The organism is Pseudomonas sp. ENNP23 (assembly GCF_001728945.1).
GTDB lineage: Bacteria > Pseudomonadota > Gammaproteobacteria > Pseudomonadales > Pseudomonadaceae > Metapseudomonas > Metapseudomonas otitidis.
The window spans coordinates 1-17,861 of sequence record NZ_LYSP01000062.1; the positions used below are offsets into that span (position 1 = coordinate 1).

Consider the following 17,861-nt stretch of genomic DNA (forward strand, 5'->3'; position numbering starts at 1 on the left):
GGGCACCTCTAAAAACTACCTGCGTTGTCATCGCGGCGTTAAAAACAGGCTCGTGCGCGAGTCCGATCAAAATGCTCATTTACCGCACGTAAACTGCGCTTTTTCGCCTGTTTTTGCCTTGCGCTGACGGCCTCGCCTACGTTTTTAGAGGCGCCCTTTGGCTCGAAGGATCAGGGCGCCAGCGGCAGCTCGCGCTTGTGGCGGGTGTTGTCGTAGGTGCGGACGATGGCGTCATAGGCCGCCTGGCTGACCGGCTGGCCGTGCAGGAAGGCGTCGATCTCGGTGTAGCTCACGCCGTGGGCCTCCTCGTCCGGCTTGCCGGGGCGCAGCTCTTCCAGGTCGGCGGTCGGCACCTTGTTCACGGCGCTGTTCGGTGCCCCCAGGTAGGCGGCGATGGCACGCACCTGGCCTTTCACCAGGCCGGAGAGCGGGGCCAGGTCGCAGGCGCCGTCGCCGAACTTGGTGAAGAAGCCCATCACCGCTTCGGCGGCGTGGTCGGTGCCGATCACCAGGCCGTTATTGGCGTTGGCGATGGCGAACTGGGCCACCATGCGGATGCGCGCCTTGATGTTGCCGGTGACGAAGTCGCGGCGGGCATCGGCCAGGTGGTTGAGGTGGGTGACCTGCTCGGCCAGGCCGACCACGCTGTCGGCGATGTTGACCGTCTCTTCCTCATCGGCGCGGATGAAGTTCATCGCCACCTGGGCGTCGGCCTCATCGTGTTGCACGTTGTAGGGCAGGCGCACCGCGATGAAGCGGTAGCCGTCATCGCCGGTCTCGGCGCGCAGCTCCTCCACCGAGAGCTGGGCCAGGCGGCCGGCGGTGGTGGAGTCGACGCCGCCGCTGATGCCCAGCACCAGCACCTTGAGGCCGGACCTGCGCAGGCAGTCCTTGATGAACGCCTTGCGCCGCTCGACTTCCGCCACCAGGGCGGCCTGGTCGGCGAAGGGCGGGACCACGGCGAGGGCTTGGGCGATTTCTTGCTGGCGGTTGCTCATGGGGTGTCTCCTCAGCGTGCGTCCACGCGGAATACATGTTTCAGGTAGGTCACGAAGTTCTCGTCGCGGCACTGGGTCTTGCCCGGCGTGTCGGAGAGCTTCGCCACCGGCTGGCCGTTGCAGGCGGTCATCTTGATGACGATGTTCATCGGTTCGACCCCGGGGATGTCGCAGGTCAACCGCGTGCCGATGCCGAAGCTGACATGGATGCGCTCATGCAGGGCGCGGTACAGCTCCAGCGCCTTGGGCAGGTCGAGACCGTCGGAGAATACGAGGGTCTTGGAGAGCGGGTCTATACCGAGCTTCTCGTAGTGGCGGATGCATTTTTCGGCCCACTCCAGCGGGTCCCCGGAGTCGTGCCGCAGGCCGTCGAAGAGCTTGGCGAAGTACAGGTCGAAGTCCCGCAGGAAGGCATCGGTGGTGATGCAGTCGGTCAGCGCGATGCCGAGCAGGCCTCGGTACTCGCGGACCCAGCAGTCCAGCGCGGCGATCTGGCTGTCGATCAGGCGCGGGCCCAGTTGCTGGTGGGCCATCAGCCACTCGTGGGCCATGGTGCCGATGGGCTTGATGCCGAACTCGCGGGCCAGGTGCACGTTGCTGGTGCCGACGAAGCGCCCGGGGAAGTCGCGCTTGAGGATGTGCACCATCTCCTCCTGCACCCGGTAGGAGAAGCGCCGGCGGGTGCCGAAGTCGGCCACCTGGAAGCCCTCCAGCTCGCTCGGGCTGGCCTCGCGCTTGAGCCAGTCGAGCTTCTCGTAGAGGCGCTCGCTGGCCTGCTCGATCACCACCTCGCGGTAGCGGTAGCGGTTGCGCACCTCGCTGACGATGGCCAGCAGCGGGATCTCGAAGAGGATCACGTGCAGCCAGGGCCCGCGCAGGCGGATGCACAACTGGCCGTCTTCGACCCCGGCCTGGACGTAGCGCATGTTGAAGCGGAACAGGCTGAGGAAGCGGATGAAGTCCGGCTTGATGAAGGGGATGCGTTCGAGAAAGGCCAACTGGTCAGCGGTGACATTGATCTCGGCCAGGCGCTCGATCTGGTAGCGGATCTCCGCCAGGTAGGGCGTCAGGTCCTCGGCGTTGCGGCAGCGGAACTCCCATTCCACCTCGGCGTTGGGGTAGTTGTGCAGGACCGCCTGCATCATCGTCAGCTTGTAGAAATCGGTGTCCAGCAGGTTCTGCACGATGCGGTCGGAAAACACGCTCTCGGCCATCTTCAGCACTCCCAGGTGGTGCGGTTGAGCAGGGCATCCAGCTCGGCTTCGCCGGCGCTCAGGACGATGCCCGCTGCGTTCATCTCGAGCCGAGCAGTCTCGGCGGTGGCCTCGGCAATGGCACGGCAGGCGGGGAGGTAGACGATAACCTCAAAGCCGGCGCGGCGCAGTTGCAGGGCCGTGGTTTTCACGCAGTAGTCCAGCGCCAGGCCGCCGACCAGCACATGGCTGACCGCGTTCTGCCGGAGGAATTCGATCACCCCGGTGCTGCGGCGTTCCGCCAGGTCGTGGTAGCAGGCGCCGTAGGGGTGCAGGTCGGGCTCCACGCCCTTCCACACGAAGTAGTCGTACTCCAGCGGGCGGGGCAGTTCGTCCAGCAGCTCGAAGCCGGCAGTACCGGGCACGCAGTGGCTGACCCAGGTGATGTCGGCATTGGCCAGGGGCAGCGGTGCGAGCATCTCCGCGTGGCTGCCCACCACCCAGGGGGCGCTGGGGCTGTGGGCGTCCTTGCTGCCGATGCGCAGGGTGGCGCGGCGGGCCAGCAGGTTCAGGTGCGCCGCGATCTCGTCGCCGCCGGGCACCGGCAGTTCGTCCGGGCAGAGCGGGGTGAAGCCTTTCTGGGCGTCGACATCGAAGCTGGCGATCTTCATGGTTGCGTTCCTTTCTCGGTGACGGCTGGATACATATTCCATCTCGTGTAATATGTCGTCAAGCGTTTTTCAGGAAGGAGTGGAAAAGTGAGCAGCCATCCGCATTCGAATTCCTCGGCGAGCCTGGCCGCCTACGCCGCCGGCAGCCACCGGGCCAGTGCCGCGCATTTTCGCCTGGCGGTCTACGGCGGCGCCTTCGACCCGCCGCACCCGGGGCACGAGACGGTGGTCCGCCGTGCCCTGGCGCTGGCCGACCGGGTGCTGCTGGTGCCCAGCCACCGCCACGCCCACGGCAAGCGTATGGTGGACTTCGCCCTGCGCTGCGCCTGGCTGGAGCGCCTGGCCCAGCGCATCGACCCGCAGCGGGTGCTGTGCGAGCCCATCGAGGCGCGCCTGTTGCCGGGGCAGGGGGCGGTGTACAGCTACGACCTCATGCATGCCCTGGCCGAGGCCCACGGCGTGGCCCCGGAGGCCATGGCGCTGGTGATCGGCGAGGACAACCTCGAACACCTGCCGGGCTTCCACCGGGGGACCGAGTTGCGCCGGGATTTCGGCCTGCTGGTGGCGAAGGAGACGCGCGTGCTGCACAGTTCCGCCATTCGCCTGCACCTGCGGGAAGGACGACCACTGCCGGCCACCTGGTGCCTGCCGGAAGTGGCCGGTGATCTAGCTGTCTATAGGGAGATGCAATGAGTTCCGCACAGGTACTGGCCAGCGTCGACATCGTCGCGCTGCGCCTCGATCCGGCCCAGGGCCTTGACGTGCTGTTGATCCGCCGGGCCCAGGGGCCCTTCGAAGGGGAATGGGCGCTGCCCGGTGTGCTGGTCAACGGCCGCTGTGCCGACGACGACCTCGACGCCGCTGCCAAGCGCGCCCTGGGCGGCAAGGCGCGGGTCGAACCGCAGCATCTGGAACAGGTGGCCACGGTGGGCAACGCCCGGCGCGACCCCCGGGGCTGGTCGCTGTCCACCTTCTACCTGGCGCTTCTGGCGCCGGACACCGAAGTGACCGCCGACGACCTGCGCTTCGCCCCCCTGGAGGGGCTGGCGGGCCTGCCCTTCGACCATGACCAACTGGTGGCCCAGGCCCGCGAGCGGCTGTCGAGCAAGTCGGTCTACACCTCGCTGCCGCTGCACCTGCTGGCGCCGCGCTTCACCGTCACCGAAGCCCTCGGCGCCTTCCAGGCCTGCCTCGGCCAGCCGGTGCAGCACACCACCCTGCGCGGGCGGCTGGAGAAGATGAAGGGGCAGGGCTGGATCGTCGACACCGGCGAGCAGAATCACCCGAAGATGGGCCGCCCGCAGAAGGTGCTGGAGCACCGACCCGGCGCGGGTGGGCTGTTCACCTTCGACCGCAGCGTCTTGTCCTGAGTCCCTGCCTGCGACTCCCTCGGCGAAGCCTGGCCTTCCACCGGGGGAGGGCGCATTGCCTTCCTCACTGCAACGCGATGCATCACACAGGCGATGGCTGCATCCAGAGCGGCCTCCCCTGATGTGTTCGTAATGGCCATTGGAAAGAGCGACTGAAGTCGAAAACAACAGGGCTCATGTTTCACTGGTAAAACGCGAACATGTGTCGGCATGACGTGCGTGTTACCAAATGGAGCACACACGTTATATCGATGTGCGGCGATCACCCAATTGTTTGGGCGCTGAAGAGGCAGGCGTGTTCAGTGATTTTGATAGTTGGATTAAAGGCTTCAGTCATTTTTGCTTTTAATTATATAACTTGTTGTTTTTAAAGGTTTAATACTCGAAACAAGGTGATTTTTCGAGGTGTGGTTTTCTGGCATGTCTCGTGCAGGTTTCATAATCAAAACACTGTTTTATATATGAAACAAAAAGAGACTGAAAAAGATGGAAGCCACTGCCCTCGATATTCATGCCGGTGAACTTTCGCACCATCCGTATCCGCTCGAAACACGGGTTGAAATTGAATTCCGGCGTGTGACCAAACGCTTTGAAGCCAAGGGCGCGTCGGCCTCTACGGTTGCCGTCGCCGACCTGGATTTTCGTATTCGCCAGGGGGAAGTCGTTTCGATCATCGGCCCTTCTGGCTGTGGCAAGAGCACCTTGCTGAACATGGGCTCCGGCCTCTATTTGCCCAGCGAGGGCGAGGTGTGGGTCGGCGGCGAGCGGGTCGAGGGGCCGGTCGGGCATGTGGCGTTCATGTTGCAGAAGGACCTGCTGATGCCCTGGCGCAGCATCCGCCGCAACATCGAGCTGGGCCTGGAGATCGAGGGCTGCCCGGCGGCCGAGCGTCGCGACCGTGCCGAGCAGATGCTGCAGAAGTGTCACCTCGCCGGCTTCGGCGACCACTACCCCTTCCAACTGTCCGGCGGCATGCGCCAGCGCGCTGCCCTGGCCCGCACTTTGGTCACCGACCCCCAAGTGCTGTTCCTCGACGAGCCGTTCTCCGCCCTGGACGCCCAGACCAAGATGATCCTCCAGCAGGACCTGGCGCAGATGCTCTTCGAGCAGCGCAAGACGGCGCTGTTCATCACCCACGACCTGATCGAAGCCATCGCGCTGTCCGACCGCATCCTGGTCATGAGCGCACGCCCCGGCAGCGTCATCGAGGAGATCGATGTGGACCTGCCCCTGCGGGACAACCCGCTGGAGCGCCGCAAGCTGCCGCAGGTCGGCCCCCTCGTCGGGCGCCTGATGGCGCTGCTGAAAGTCGGTGAAGACGCCGAGTTGCACTGACCCGCTTCCGATCCCCCTTCGCAACTGGAGCTGCAGATGTTCAAGCACCTGATCCGCTCGACGTGCGCCTGCGCCGTCGTGGTAGCCAGCCTTTGCGTGCAGGCCGCACCCAAGGCCATCACCTACCTGCTGCCGGCACCGCCCAACTCCCCGGCCTTCGCGCCCTGGATCATCGCCCAGCAGAAGGGCTACTACGCCCAGCAGGGCCTGGAGGTCACCTTCGTCGCCGGCAAGGGCGGGGTGGACGTGGCCAAGCAGATCGGGGCCGGCAACGCCCTGGTGGGGGGCGCCATCGGCGACACGCCGATCATCGTCCGCGCCAACGGCGTGCCGGTGAAGGCCGTCGCGGTGCTGGGGGCCAGCGGCGTGACCATGATCGCCACCCCTGAGGGTGCGGGCATCACCCGCGTCAGGGACCTCAAGGGCAAGACCCTCACGGTGATGTCCTATTCCGACACCACCTACTACGCACTGCTGGCCTCGATGCGCAAGGCCGGGCTGAGCAAGTCCGACGTGGAGGTCCAGGCCGCCGGCCCCTCCGGCGTCTGGCAACTGTTCTCCGCCGGCAAGGCCCAGGGCATGGCCGGCGTGCCGGACTGGGTGGTGAACGCCGAGGAGGCGGGCCTCGTGGTCAGGCTGATGCCCGCGAGCGAAGTCTTCGAGAGCATGGCCCAGGCCATCCTCGCTTCCGACGAGGCCATCGAGAAGCATCCCGAAGTGGTTGCCGGCGTGGTCAAGGCCACCCTCATGGGCATGCGCGACATCATGGCCGACCCCAAGGCCGCTGCCGCCACCTTCGCCGAGGCCGTGCCCGGCTACCGGGGGCGTGAGGCCAGTCTGGAGAAGGTCCTGCGCCTCTATGTCGAGCATGTCTACGCCGGCCAGCAGCCCCTTGGGCGCATCGACCCCCAGCGCCTGGACAGCGTCCGCTCCTTCTACGTCAGCGAAGGCATCGTCAGTCGCGAGACCCCGCTGGATGCGCTCTACACCAACCGCTTCGTCGAGTCCGACGACCCGGCCACCCAGCCCTGAGGTGCCCCCGATGAAGAGCCTGAACACCCCCATGCTTGGCAGTGCCGTGCTGCTGATCCTGTTTCTCGCCGCCTGGCAGTGGGGCCCCGGCCTGCTCGGCATGCCCGAATTCGTCCTGCCCCGGTTGAGCCGGGTGGCAGAGGAGGGGGTGGCCATGTGGCGCCACGCCGGCCTGCTTGAACACAGCGCCGTCACCACCCTGGAGATCATCGTCGGCTTCGGCCTGGGCGCCCTGCTGGGCGTGGCGATTGGCGTCATCCTGGGCCTGTCGCCCACCACCGAAGCCGTGCTCTCGCCCTACATCCTGGCGTTGCAGATCGCACCGAAGGTGGCCTTCGCCCCGCTGTTCGTGATGTGGCTCGGCTACACCGTGTACCCGAAGATCCTCATCGCCGTGCTGATCGTGTTCTTCCCGGTGATGATCAACGTGCTCTCGGCGATCCGCACCGTCGACCCGGACATGATCAACCTGGTCCGCGCCATGAGCGCCAGCCGTTGGCAGATCTTCCGCCTCGTGGAGTTCCCCTCGGCCATGGCCGCGCTGTTCTCCGGCCTGCGCATCGCCTCCACCCTGGCGGTCATCGGCGTCACCGTCGGCGAACTGGTGGGTGGCAACAAGGGCTTGGGCTTCCTGCTGGTGGACGCCGAAGGGCAGGGCAACACCGCCGGCGTCTTCGTCGCCATCGTCATGCTTACCCTGATCGGCGTACTGGCCTACAGCGCGGTGGTCTGGGCCGAGAAGCGGGTCCTGCACTACCTGCCCAAAGCCAACCTGAGCACGGTGTGACCGCCATGAGCCTGACGACCCTGCTGCAAGGCCGCCGCGTGCTGATCACCGGTGGCGCCCGCGGCCTCGGCCTGGCGTTTGCCGAAGCAACGGCCCGCGCCGGCGCTCGGGTGGTGATCGCCGACATCCTCGACGACCGCGTCCGGCAGGCCGCCCATGCGCTGGCCAGCCAGGGCCTGGCCGTGAGCGGCCTGCCCCTGGACCTGGCCGACCCGGCGTCCATCGACCGCTGCGTCGCCGCTGCCGTCGAGCACCTCGGCGGCCTCGACGGGCTGGTCAACAACGCATCCATCACCGACTCGGGCGGCAAGGGCTGCGAAGAGCTGTCCATCGAAACCTTCGACCGCGTGCTGCAGGTGAACGTGCGCGGCACCTGGCTGATGACCCGCGCCTGCCTGCCGGCGCTACGCCAGGGCGGTCGTGGAGCGGTGGTCAACCTGGCGTCCGACACCCCGCTGTGGGGCGCTCCCAACCTGCTGGCGTACACCGCCAGCAAGGGCGCGGTGATCGCCATGACCCGCAGCCTGGCCCGGGAACTGGGTGGCGACGGCATCACCGTCAACGCCATCGCCCCCGGCCTGGTGGAGGTGGAGGCCACCCAGTACGTGCCCGCCGCACGGCACCAGTTGTACCGCGAGCGCCGCGCCATCCAGCGGGGCCAACTGCCCGAGGACGTCTGCGGCGCTGTGCTGTTCGCCCTGTCCGATCTTTCCCGCTTCATCACAGGACAAACCCTGCCGGTCAACGGCGGGTTCGTCATGCCCTGACCAGGAGGACTCCATGACCGATCTCAACCAGAATGCGCCCCGATCCTGGGACCGCCCCCAAGGCGCCAGCTTCGAGCAGTGGTGCAACTCCCGCATCGCGCGCTACGCCACCCGCCGCTACGACTGGGACGCGCTGAAGTTCCAGGCCGACTACGACCCCAAGTTCCGCCGGGCGCAGATGCGCTACATCGGCACGGGGGGCACCGGTGTGGCCAGCGATGCGAACACCATCCCCTCCGAGCACTTCACCTTCTCCACCATGGTGATCCCGGCTGGCCACGAGGGCCCGCCGCACCTGCACATCGACGTCGAGGAAGTCTTCTTCGTCCTGCGCGGCACGCTCAAGGTCGTGCTGGAGAAGGACGGCGAGCGCTTCGAGACCGTCCTCACCGACCGTGACGTGATCTCCGTGCCCCCGGGCGTGTACCGCGAAGAGATCAACATCGGGGACGAGGACGCCCTGATGTGCGTGATGCTCGGCGCGAAGAAGCCGATCACCCCGACCTACCCGCCGGAGCACCCTCTGGCGAGCATCAAGCGCTGAGGCCCGCCATGGACACGGCGCAGACCCGCATTCCCCCGCCCCGCTTGCAGCAGTGCTTCCCGGAGCGCCTGGTGACCGTCACCGACGGTGCCCGGGTGGCCGTCCGCGAATGTGGCCAGGGCCCGGTGGTGGTGCTCCTGCATGGCATCGGTTCCGGTTCGGCGTCCTGGCTGCATTGCGCCCAGCGCCTGGCCGAAGGCCACCGCGTGATCGCCTGGGACGCACCGGGCTACGGCCTGTCCACGGCGCTGCCCGAGGGACAGCCCAGGGCGCAGCACTACGCCGCCCGGCTGGAGGCGCTGCTGCAGGCCCTGGGTGTCGATCGTTGCGTACTGGTGGGGCATTCCCTGGGAGCGCTGATGGCCACCGCCTATGCCAGCGGAAGCGGTGCCCGGCGTGTTGCCCGCCTGGTGCTGCTCAGCCCGGCACGCGGCTACGGCGCCGAGGCCCTGCGGGAGGCCGGGCAACGGGTGCGCCGGCAGCGCCTGGACAGCCTCGAACGGTTCGGTATCGACGGCCTGGCCCGCGAGCGCAGCCGCCGGTTGCTGGGCCTCACCCCCAGCGAGGGGGCCCTGGCCTGGGTGCGCTGGAACATGGCCCGGCTGAACCCGACCGGTTACCGCCAGGCGGTGGAGCTGCTCTGCGGGGACGACCTGCTGGGCAACGGCCTGCCCGCGATGCCCTGCGAAGTGCATGCCGGTGAGGACGATGCCATCACCCCGCCGGAGGACTGCGCAGCCATCGCCCGGGCCCTGGAGGCGCCGTTCTCACTGATTCCGGGAGCCGGCCATGCCAGCCCCATCGAACAACCCGAGGTGGTTGCCGGCCGCATCGGCCACGCGCTACGCCTCGCCTTTCAAGGAGCCGCACATGGAAAAGCCTGAGGATCAGCACGACAGGTACATCGTGCCCGGCCTGGAGCGTGGCCTGCTGCTGCTGTGCGAGTTCAGCCGCAGGCACCGCACCCTGACCGCGCCCGAGCTGGCGCGCCGGCTGAAACTGCCGCGTTCCACCATCTTCCGCTTGCTGGCCACGCTGGAGGCCATGGGCTTCGTCAAGCGCAACGGCCACGAGTACCGCCTCGGCATGGCGGTACTGCGCCTGGGGTTCGAGTACCTGGCCTCGCTGGAGCTCACCGAACTGGGCCAGCCACTGCTCAACCAGCTCTGCGAAGAGGTCCGCTACCCGTGCAACCTGGTGGTCCGCGACGGTCGTTCCATCGTCTACGTGGCCAAGGTTTCACCCTCCACCCCGCTCTCCAGCACGGTCAGTGTCGGCACCCGCCTGCCGGCCCACGCCACCGTGCTGGGCCGCATCCTGCTGCAGGACCTGGGCCTGGACGAGCTGCGCGAGCTGTACCCGGAAGAGCGCCTGGAGCCTTTCTCGCCCTACACGCCGAGGACGGTGCTGGAGCTCTTCGACCTGGTGCAGGCCGACCGCCAGCGCGGCTTCGTCAGGGGCGAGGGGTTCTTCGAATCCACCATCTCCACCGTCGCCGCGCCGGTGCGCGACCACAGCGGCGGCGTGGTGGCCGCCCTGGGCGCCACCATCCCCGCGTCCGCCATCGAACCCAACCGCCTCGACGGCCTGGTGAGCAGCGTGCGCCACCGGGCCGGTGAACTCTCCCACCTGTTGAACTACACCCCGGACGGCCACGACAAGGTGACGCCCCTTTACCGGAGCAGACAGCATGAGCCTGTGTGACCTGTCCCACGCCGTGGCGGTGGTCACCGGCGGTTCCTCCGGCATCGGCCTGGCCACGGTCGAGTTGCTGCTGCAGGCCGGTGCCGCCGTGGCCTTCTGTGGTCGTGACCGCGACCGCTTGCAGAGTGCCGAACGCGCCCTGCGCCGGTCGTTCCCCGAGGCCCGCCTGCTCGCCCGCTGTTGCGACGTGCTGGACGCCGGGCAGGTCGTTGCCTTCGCCGAGGCGGTGGAGCAGGCCCTGGGGCGCGCCAGCATCCTGGTGAACAACGCCGGCCAGGGCCGCGTCTCCACCTTCGCCGACACCACCGACGCCGCCTGGACGGAGGAACTGAACCTGAAGTTCTTCTCCATCATCCACCCGGTGCGCGCCTTCCTGCCCCAGCTCCAGGGGCAGCCGGACGCCGCCATCGTCTGCGTCAACTCGCTGCTGGCCAGCCAGCCGGAACCGCACATGGTGGCCACCAGTGCCGCCCGTGCCGGGGTGAAGAACCTGGTGCGTTCCCTGGCCTTCGAGTTCGCCCCCCAGGGCATCCGGGTCAACGGCATCCTCATCGGCCTGGTGGAGTCCGGCCAGTGGCGCCGCCGCTTCGAAGCCCGTGAGGACCGCGACCAGGACTGGGCCCGCTGGAGCGGCGAGCTGGCGCAACGCAAGCAGATTCCCCTCGGGCGCCTGGGCCAGCCGGTCGAGGCGGCCCGCGCCATCGTTTTCCTCGCATCGCCCCTGTCGGCCTACACGACGGGCAGTCACATCGATGTTTCCGGAGGTTTGTCCCGTCATGCGTAACGAAACCCAAGTCACCGTCGGTGCGGCCATCGCCGCGTTCCTTGAACAGTGCGAGGTCAAGGCCGCCTTCGGGGTGATCTCCATCCACAACATGCCGATCCTCGATGCCTTCGCCCAGCGCGGGAACATCCGCTTCGTCATGGCCCGGGGCGAGGCGGGTGCCGCCAACATGGCCGACGCCTATGCCCGCACCACCGGCGGGCTGGGCGTGTGCCTGACCAGCACCGGCACGGCCGCCGGCAACGCCGCCGGTGCCCTGGTCGAGGCGCTGACCGCGGGCACGCCGCTGCTGCACCTCACCGGGCAGATCGAAACCCCCTACCTGGACCATGGCCTGGCCTACATCCACGAGGCGCCGGATCAACTGACCATGCTCAAGGCCATCTCCAAGGCAGCCTTCCGCGTGCGCAGCGTCGACACCGCCCTCAGCACCCTCAAGCAGGCCGTGCAGATGGCACTGACCGCGCCCACCGGCCCGGTGAGCGTGGAGATTCCCATCGACATCCAGGCGGCGCTGATCGACTGGCCGGCCGACCTGTCACCCTTGCCGGTCGCGGTGGCCCAGCCCGCCGAACAGGCCCTGGACGAACTTGCCGCACGTTTCGCTAAAGCCCGGCGGCCGCTGCTCTGGCTCGGCGGCGGTGCCCGTCACGCCGGTGAACAGGTCAAACGCCTGCTGGCGATGGGCGTGGGGGTGGTCACCAGCACCCAGGGGCGTGGCATCGTCCCGGAGGATGACGAGCGATCCCTCGGCGCCTTCAACCTCAACCCGCCGGTGGAGCAGTTCTACCAGCGCTGCGACGCCCTGCTGGTGGTCGGCTCGCGCCTGCGCGGCAACGAAACCCTGAAATACCAGCTCAAGCTCCCGCGCCCGCTCTACCGCGTCGATGCCGATGCCACGGCGGACGGCCGCGGTTACCCCAGCGACTTCTTCGTCTGCGGCGATGCCGAGCCGGTCCTCAAGGGCCTGGCCGACCGACTGGACGGGCGCCTGACGGTGGACCCGAGCTTCGCCGCCGACCTGGCGGCCGCGCGCAACCAGGCCCGCGCCCAACTGGTGGACGGCCTCGGCCCCTATGCCGCCCTGGTGGAGCAACTGCAAGCGCTGGTGGGGCGCGATTTCAACTGGGTTCGCGACGTCACCGTGTCCAACAGCACCTGGGGCAACCGCCACCTGCGGATCTTCAGCCCCCGCGCCGGCGTTCACGCCCTCGGCGGCGGGATCGGCCAGGGCCTGGCCATGGGCATCGGCGCCGCCGTGGGGGCAGCGCAATCGGGCCGCAAGACCTTCGTGCTGGCGGGCGATGGCGGCTTCATCCTCAACCTCGGTGAGCTGGCCACCGCCGTGCAGGAGCGCGCCGACCTGGTCATCGTGCTGATGAACGACCAGGGCTACGGGGTGATCCGCAACATCCAGGACGCTGCCTACGGTGGCCGCCGCTGCTACGTCGACCTGCACACCCCGGACTACGCCCAGTTGTCCGCAGCCCTTGGCCTGCGCCATGCCAGGGTCAGCGACCTGAAGGACTTCAGCCGCAGCCTGGACGGCGCCCTGGCCAAACCCGGCCCCTTCCTGCTGGAGGTGGACATGCTCTCGGTGGGGCGTTTCAAGACCCAGTTCGCCGGCCCGCCGGTCAATCCGGCCATGGCCGCCAACTGAGGCACAGCCCATGTTGCATATCGCCATGATCGGGTGCGGCGCCATCGGCGTCGGCGTGTTGGAGCTGCTGGAGCACGACCCGCACTTCTGCGTCGATGCGGTAATCGTCCCGGAGGTTTCACAGGGGCGGGTGCGCCAGCGCCTGGCTGGGTTGTCCAGGCCGCCCCGGGTGCTCAGCGAGCTGCCGGCCGATGCACGCCCCGACCTGCTGGTGGAGTGTGCCGGGCACCGGGCCATCGAGGAGCACGTGCTGCCGGCCCTGGCCCGTGGCGTTCCCTGCCTGGTGGTGTCGGTGGGGGCGCTGTCCGAGCCGGGCCTGGTGGAGCGGCTGGAGGCCGCCGCCGAGCACGGGGGCACCCGCATCGAGCTGCTGCCGGGTGCCATCGGCGGCATCGACGCCCTCTCGGCGGCCCGGGTGGGTGGCCTGGAGTCGGTGCGCTACACCGGCCGCAAGCCGGCCCGCGCCTGGCTTGGCACCCCCGGGGAGCAGGTGTGCGACCTGGAGCGCCTGGAAGAGGCGCGGGTGATCTTCGAGGGCAGCGCCCGGGAAGCCGCGCGGCTGTACCCGAAGAACGCCAACGTCGCCGCCACCCTGTCCCTGGCCGGGCTGGGCCTGGACCGCACCCAGGTGCGCCTGATCGCCGATCCCCATGGCGCCGAGAACGTCCATCAGGTGGAAGCCAGCGGCGCCTTCGGCGGCTTGGAGCTGACCCTGCGCGGCAAGCCCCTGGCCGCCAACCCCAGGACCTCGGCACTCACCGTATTCAGCGTGGTGCGCGCCCTTGGCAACCACGCCCATGTGATTTCGATCTAGGACGACGACCGTGATTGACCTCGACCCGATCCAACCCATTTGCATCTCCGGCCACTGGCGCCATGGCAGTGGTGACCTCTACCACAGCCTCTACCCGGCCACCGGCGAGGCCATCGCCCGGCTCCGTGCCGCCAGCCTGGCGGACGTGGAGGAGGCCATCCTCGGTGCCGACCGCGCCTTCCGCGCAAGCGGCTGGGCCCAGCGCAAGCCCCATGAGCGTGCCGCCGTGCTGTACCGAGTCGCCGCGCTGATCCGCGAGCACAGCGAGGCCCTGGCCCAGCTCCAGCGGCTGGACAACGGCAAGCCGATCCAGGAGACCCGCAGCCTGGTGGCCAGTGCGGCGGCCACCTTCCAGTTCTTCGCCGCCGCCTGCGAAACCCTGGAGGACACCCTCACTCCGTCCCGGGGCGACTTCCTCACCCTGAGCGTCCACGAGCCCATGGGGGTGGTGGCCGCCATCACCCCCTGGAACTCGCCCATCGCCTCCGAGGCGCAGAAGCTGGCGCCAGCCCTGGCCGCCGGCAACGCCGTGGTGCTCAAGCCGGCGGAGGTCACCCCGCTGGCGGCCCTGGCGCTGGCGCGCATCTGCGACGACGCCGGCCTGCCGCGTGGGCTGGTCAGCGTGCTGCCCGGCAAGGGCTCGGTGATCGGCGATGCCCTGGTCCGCCACCCCCTGGTCCGGCGTGTGTCCTTCACCGGCGGCACCCGCACCGGCAAGCACATCGCCCGCATCGCCGCCGACAAGATGATGCCGGTGTCCATGGAGCTGGGGGGCAAGTCGCCCACCCTGGTGCTGGCCGATGCCGACCTCGACCACGCCGTGGCCGGGGTGCTCTACGGCATCTTCAGTTCCAGCGGCGAATCCTGCATTGCCGGCTCGCGGCTGTTCGTCGCCCGCCAGCACTACGCGCCCTTCATGGAGCGCCTGGCGGCGGGGGCCGCTGCCCTGCGCGTCGGTGACCCGGCAGACGAGCGCACCCAGATGGGCCCCTTGATCACCGCGCAGCACCGCGAGTCGGTGGAGCGCTACGTGGAGTTGGGCCTGCAAGAGGGCGGGCGCCTGCGCACGGGGGGCCGGCGTCCCCAGGGCGAGGTGTTCGACCGGGGCTACTTCTACACCCCCACGATCATCGAGGGCCTGTCGAATGACGCCCGCCTGTGCCAGGAGGAGGTTTTCGGCCCGGTGCTGGTGGCCATGCCCTTCGACAGCGAGGACGCCTTGCTCGAAGAGGCCAACGCCAGTTGCTACGCCCTCGCCGCCGGCATCTGGACCCGCGATTTCCAGCGGGCCTGGCGGCTCGGTCGGGCACTGCAGGCCGGCACGGTGTGGATCAACACCTACAAGCAGTTCTCCATCGCCACCCCCTTCGGTGGTTGGCGCGACAGCGGCCTGGGCCGGGAAAAGGGCCGCCTGGGCATCCTCCAGTACATGGAGCAGAAGAGCCTCTACTGGGGCCTGAATGAACAGCCGCTGGCGTGGGCCGGCGGCCAGCGATGAGGAGCGCATCATGAGCGTATTGGGAATCGACGAAATCACCTACGGCGTGGAGGACCTGGCCACCAGCGCGCGCTTCTTCGCCGATTGGGGCCTGGAGGAAGTGGCGAGCCGCGAGGACGAAGTCGTCTTCGAGACCCTCAACGGCTGCCGGGTGGTCCTGGCCCATCTGGACAAGCCCGGCCTGCCACCCGCCATCGAGGCCGGCTCCACCCTGCGCGAGGTGGTCTGGGGCGTGGAGAGCGAAGCGGACCTCAAGCGCTACGCCGAGCGCATCGCGGGTGACCCGGGCTTCACCGAAGGCGAGGGGCGCATCGGCTGCACCGACCCCAACGGCCTGGTGATTCGCTTCCAGGTCACCCGCAAGCGCGCTATCCAGCTCCAGTGCGGCCAGTCCAACACCTGGCAGTTCAAGGGCCGGATCAACCAGGCCAGCCCGATCTACGAGCGGGCCCAACCCATCGAGGTCGGCCACGTGGTGTTCTTCGTCAGGGACGTGAATGCCTGCGAGCGTTTCTACAGCGAGCGCTTCGGCTTCGTCTGCTCCGACCGCTACCCCGACCGGGGCGCCTTCCTGCGCTGCGCGCAGGAGGGTGGCCACCACGACCTGTTCCTGTTGCAACTGCCCCAGCCCCGAGCCGGCCTCAACCACGTGGCCTTCACCGTGCGCGACATCCACGAGGTCTTCGGTGGCGGCATGCACATCGCCCGCTGTGGGTGGGACACCGAGATCGGCCCGGGCCGGCACCCGGTGTCGTCCGCCTACTTCTGGTACTTCAAGAACCCCGCAGGCGCCCTGGTGGAGTACTACGCCGACGAGGACCAGCTCACCGGGCAATGGCAGGCGCGGAGCTTCGAGCCCGGCCCCACGGTGTTCGCCGAATGGGCCATCGCCGGTGGCCTGGACGGCCATACGCGGCGGCAAAGGGACATCGACGCGCCCCAGGGCCGATTTCTCACCGATAAACCCAAGAACTGAAGGTGGACCCCATGAATGCATTGACCATCGGCATCCTCGGCGGTGGCATCGGCGGGTTGGCCGCTGCCATTGCACTGCGCCAGGACGGGCACCAGGTGCGTGTCTATGAGCAGGCGCGCGCTTTCCTGCGGGTTGGCGCGGACATCAACCTGACGCCTAACGCCGTGCGCGCCCTGGATGGCCTGGGGGCGGAGCTGGGGGAGCGCATCCGCCGTCATGCCGCGCGCCCCACCCACCGCATCAGCCGCCAATGGGACAGCGGCGAGGAAACCTCGCGCCTGGACATGGCCGACAGTGCCGAGCACAAGTACGGCGCACCGCAACTGACCATTCACCGGGCCGATCTGCTGGCCGAGCTGGCGGCAGCCTTTCCCTTGGACCAGGTGCAGTTCGCGTCCCGTGCCGAGGCCGTGTGCCTGGTGGACGAGGGGGTCGAAGTCAGTTTCCAGGATGGCCGCAGGGACCGGGTCGATGTGCTGGTAGGCGCCGACGGCATTCACTCTGTGGCACGTCGTGCGTTGTTTGCCGATGAGCATCCGCGCTTCACGGGGGTGGTGGCCTACCGGGCGGTGGTGCCCGTTGAGCGGGTGGCCCATGTGCCGGATATCCAGGCGTTCACCAAGTGGTGGGGCCCGACCCCGGAAAGCCAGATCGTCACCTTCCCGCTGAACCGGGGGCGCGACATCTTCATTTTTGCCACCACTGCCCAGGACAGTTGGCACGAGGAGTCCTGGACCCGTGCCGGTGATGTGGAGGAGTTGCGCAGCCATTACAGGGCCTTCCATCCGGACGCCCGGTGCTTGCTCGATGCCTGCGACGCCGTGCTCAAGACCGCCCTCTACGAGCGTGACCCGCTGCCGTACTGGTCCCAGGGCGGCATCACCCTGCTGGGGGATGCCTGCCACCCGATGATGCCGTTCATGGCCCAGGGCGCTGGCCAGGCCATCGAGGATGCCGTGCTGCTGGCCCGGCACCTGCGGGGTGCGACCCGAGCGACCTGCGCGCGTGCCTTGACGGGGTATCAGGGCTCACGTCTGGCGCGGACCCGCGAAATCCAGATCGCTTCCCGTGGCAACCAGTGGCTGAAGGCCGGCGGCAATGCTGACTGGGTGTACGGCTACGACGCCTGGCAGCAGCCCCTGGATCAGGTGGGCGCGGGGACCTCGGCATGAGCGAACCCATGCTGCTTACCGTGCTGCTGCGCCACGACCAGTCGAAGAACCTCGACGCCATCCAGGCCCACATGAAGGCCCATGGCTGGTGGGAGCGCTTTCCGGGGGAGGGGGTGGAGATCGTCTCCTGGACGGTTGCCATGGGCCTGGGGCAGATCGTCACCCTGCGCCTGCCGCCGGCCTTGCTGCCGCGCATCAACCTCGAACTGGAGCGCTCCGCCTGGGGCGTCTTTCGTACCGAGTGCTACCCGACCTACGACTTCGTCCCGGTCCGCGAAACCATTCGCGAGCGGGTCCGCAATGGAGGCCAGTGACATGCCAGACCGTTACCTCGAACCCCACCAGGCCCGCAGCCGCGAGCCGAATGCCTTTGAAGACCTGCTCGGCGACTCCATCGAGCGGGCCTACGCCGCCGGCCTGCATGACCTGCCGGGCCTGCTGGGCTACCTCAACCAGGCGGGGCCCACGTGCCCGGGGGGCGGTCCCTGGACCGAGGCCGCCTACATCGCCCTGATGGCCCGCCTGGGCGCCTGAAGATTCCCACCAAGAGGAGCGC

General features: G+C 68.2%; 20 protein-coding genes. 17 read left to right on the forward strand and 3 right to left on the reverse strand.

The window, feature by feature from the left end:
- Positions 1-170 precede the first annotated feature (170 nt).
- From nadE to A9G05_RS24475, 3 genes are read right to left on the reverse strand one after another with little or no spacing between them, the layout of a single operon-like run.
- Positions 171-998, reverse strand: a complete 828-nt coding sequence (gene nadE, locus A9G05_RS24465; RefSeq protein WP_069563424.1) for an ammonia-dependent NAD(+) synthetase — start codon at positions 996-998, stop codon at positions 171-173.
- A gap of 11 nt (positions 999-1,009) precedes the next feature.
- Positions 1,010-2,212 carry a nicotinate phosphoribosyltransferase gene (gene pncB, locus A9G05_RS24470; protein WP_069563425.1) on the reverse strand — a complete coding sequence of 401 codons (1,203 nt, stop codon included), beginning with the start codon at positions 2,210-2,212 and terminating at the stop codon, positions 1,010-1,012.
- 2 nt (positions 2,213-2,214) lie between these two features.
- Positions 2,215-2,904: a nicotinamidase gene (locus tag A9G05_RS24475; protein ID WP_371850588.1), complete on the reverse strand. Its 690-nt coding sequence runs from the start codon at positions 2,902-2,904 to the stop codon at positions 2,215-2,217.
- Between the two features lie 45 nt (positions 2,905-2,949).
- On the opposite strand from A9G05_RS24475, the gene A9G05_RS24480 reads away from it, so the two are divergent.
- The 17 genes from A9G05_RS24480 to A9G05_RS24560 all read left to right on the forward strand — a co-directional run bounded on the left by A9G05_RS24480 (position 2,950) and on the right by A9G05_RS24560 (position 17,839).
- Entirely contained in the window at positions 2,950-3,555 is a 606-nt protein-coding gene (locus A9G05_RS24480; RefSeq protein ID WP_371850589.1) for an adenylyltransferase/cytidyltransferase family protein, read from the forward strand.
- Positions 3,552-4,232 carry an NUDIX hydrolase gene (locus A9G05_RS24485; RefSeq protein ID WP_069563427.1) on the forward strand — a complete coding sequence of 227 codons (681 nt, stop codon included), beginning with the start codon at positions 3,552-3,554 and terminating at the stop codon, positions 4,230-4,232. Before A9G05_RS24480 ends, A9G05_RS24485 begins: the two co-directional genes overlap by 4 nt.
- Positions 4,233-4,718: 486 nt before the next feature.
- Positions 4,719-5,567: an ABC transporter ATP-binding protein gene (locus A9G05_RS24490; protein ID WP_083265696.1), complete on the forward strand. Its 849-nt coding sequence runs from the start codon at positions 4,719-4,721 to the stop codon at positions 5,565-5,567.
- A 36-nt stretch (positions 5,568-5,603) separates the two neighbouring features.
- Entirely contained in the window at positions 5,604-6,599 is a 996-nt protein-coding gene (locus tag A9G05_RS24495; RefSeq protein ID WP_069563428.1) for an ABC transporter substrate-binding protein, read from the forward strand.
- Positions 6,600-6,609: 10 nt separating this feature from the next.
- Positions 6,610-7,386, forward strand: a complete 777-nt coding sequence (locus A9G05_RS24500; protein ID WP_069563429.1) for an ABC transporter permease — start codon at positions 6,610-6,612, stop codon at positions 7,384-7,386.
- A gap of 5 nt (positions 7,387-7,391) precedes the next feature.
- Positions 7,392-8,153, forward strand: coding sequence for an SDR family oxidoreductase (locus A9G05_RS24505; protein ID WP_139131248.1), 762 nt, complete (start codon positions 7,392-7,394; stop codon positions 8,151-8,153).
- A 13-nt stretch (positions 8,154-8,166) separates the two neighbouring features.
- A complete protein-coding gene (locus A9G05_RS24510; protein WP_069563431.1) occupies positions 8,167-8,697 on the forward strand; it encodes a cupin domain-containing protein in 531 nt (176 codons plus the stop codon).
- Positions 8,698-8,705: 8 nt separating this feature from the next.
- Positions 8,706-9,581, forward strand: a complete 876-nt coding sequence (locus A9G05_RS24515; RefSeq protein WP_069563432.1) for an alpha/beta fold hydrolase — start codon at positions 8,706-8,708, stop codon at positions 9,579-9,581.
- The gene (locus tag A9G05_RS24520; RefSeq protein ID WP_069563433.1) at positions 9,568-10,401 is read left to right on the forward strand and encodes an IclR family transcriptional regulator; all 834 of its coding nucleotides are present in this window, start codon (positions 9,568-9,570) and stop codon (positions 10,399-10,401) included. The genes A9G05_RS24515 and A9G05_RS24520 overlap by 14 nt, the downstream gene beginning before the upstream one ends.
- Positions 10,388-11,185, forward strand: a complete 798-nt coding sequence (locus A9G05_RS24525) for an SDR family oxidoreductase (RefSeq protein ID WP_069563434.1) — start codon at positions 10,388-10,390, stop codon at positions 11,183-11,185. The genes A9G05_RS24520 and A9G05_RS24525 overlap by 14 nt, the downstream gene beginning before the upstream one ends.
- A complete protein-coding gene (locus A9G05_RS24530) occupies positions 11,178-12,845 on the forward strand; it encodes a thiamine pyrophosphate-binding protein (protein ID WP_069563435.1) in 1,668 nt (555 codons plus the stop codon). The genes A9G05_RS24525 and A9G05_RS24530 overlap by 8 nt, the downstream gene beginning before the upstream one ends.
- A 10-nt stretch (positions 12,846-12,855) precedes the next feature.
- A complete protein-coding gene (locus tag A9G05_RS24535) occupies positions 12,856-13,659 on the forward strand; it encodes an aspartate dehydrogenase (RefSeq protein ID WP_069563436.1) in 804 nt (267 codons plus the stop codon).
- 10 nt (positions 13,660-13,669) lie between these two features.
- A complete protein-coding gene (locus tag A9G05_RS24540; protein WP_069563437.1) occupies positions 13,670-15,157 on the forward strand; it encodes an aldehyde dehydrogenase in 1,488 nt (495 codons plus the stop codon).
- 10 nt (positions 15,158-15,167) lie between these two features.
- On the forward strand, positions 15,168-16,133 hold the full coding sequence (locus A9G05_RS24545) for a VOC family protein (protein ID WP_069563451.1): 966 nt from the start codon (positions 15,168-15,170) through the stop codon (positions 16,131-16,133).
- Between the two features lie 11 nt (positions 16,134-16,144).
- Positions 16,145-17,305 carry an FAD-dependent monooxygenase gene (locus A9G05_RS24550; protein WP_069563438.1) on the forward strand — a complete coding sequence of 387 codons (1,161 nt, stop codon included), beginning with the start codon at positions 16,145-16,147 and terminating at the stop codon, positions 17,303-17,305.
- A complete protein-coding gene (locus A9G05_RS24555; protein ID WP_069563439.1) occupies positions 17,302-17,619 on the forward strand; it encodes a hypothetical protein in 318 nt (105 codons plus the stop codon). The genes A9G05_RS24550 and A9G05_RS24555 overlap by 4 nt, the downstream gene beginning before the upstream one ends.
- 1 nt (position 17,620) lies before the next feature.
- The gene (locus tag A9G05_RS24560; RefSeq protein WP_069563440.1) at positions 17,621-17,839 is read left to right on the forward strand and encodes a recombinase-like helix-turn-helix domain-containing protein; all 219 of its coding nucleotides are present in this window, start codon (positions 17,621-17,623) and stop codon (positions 17,837-17,839) included.
- Positions 17,840-17,861: the final 22 nt, after the last annotated feature.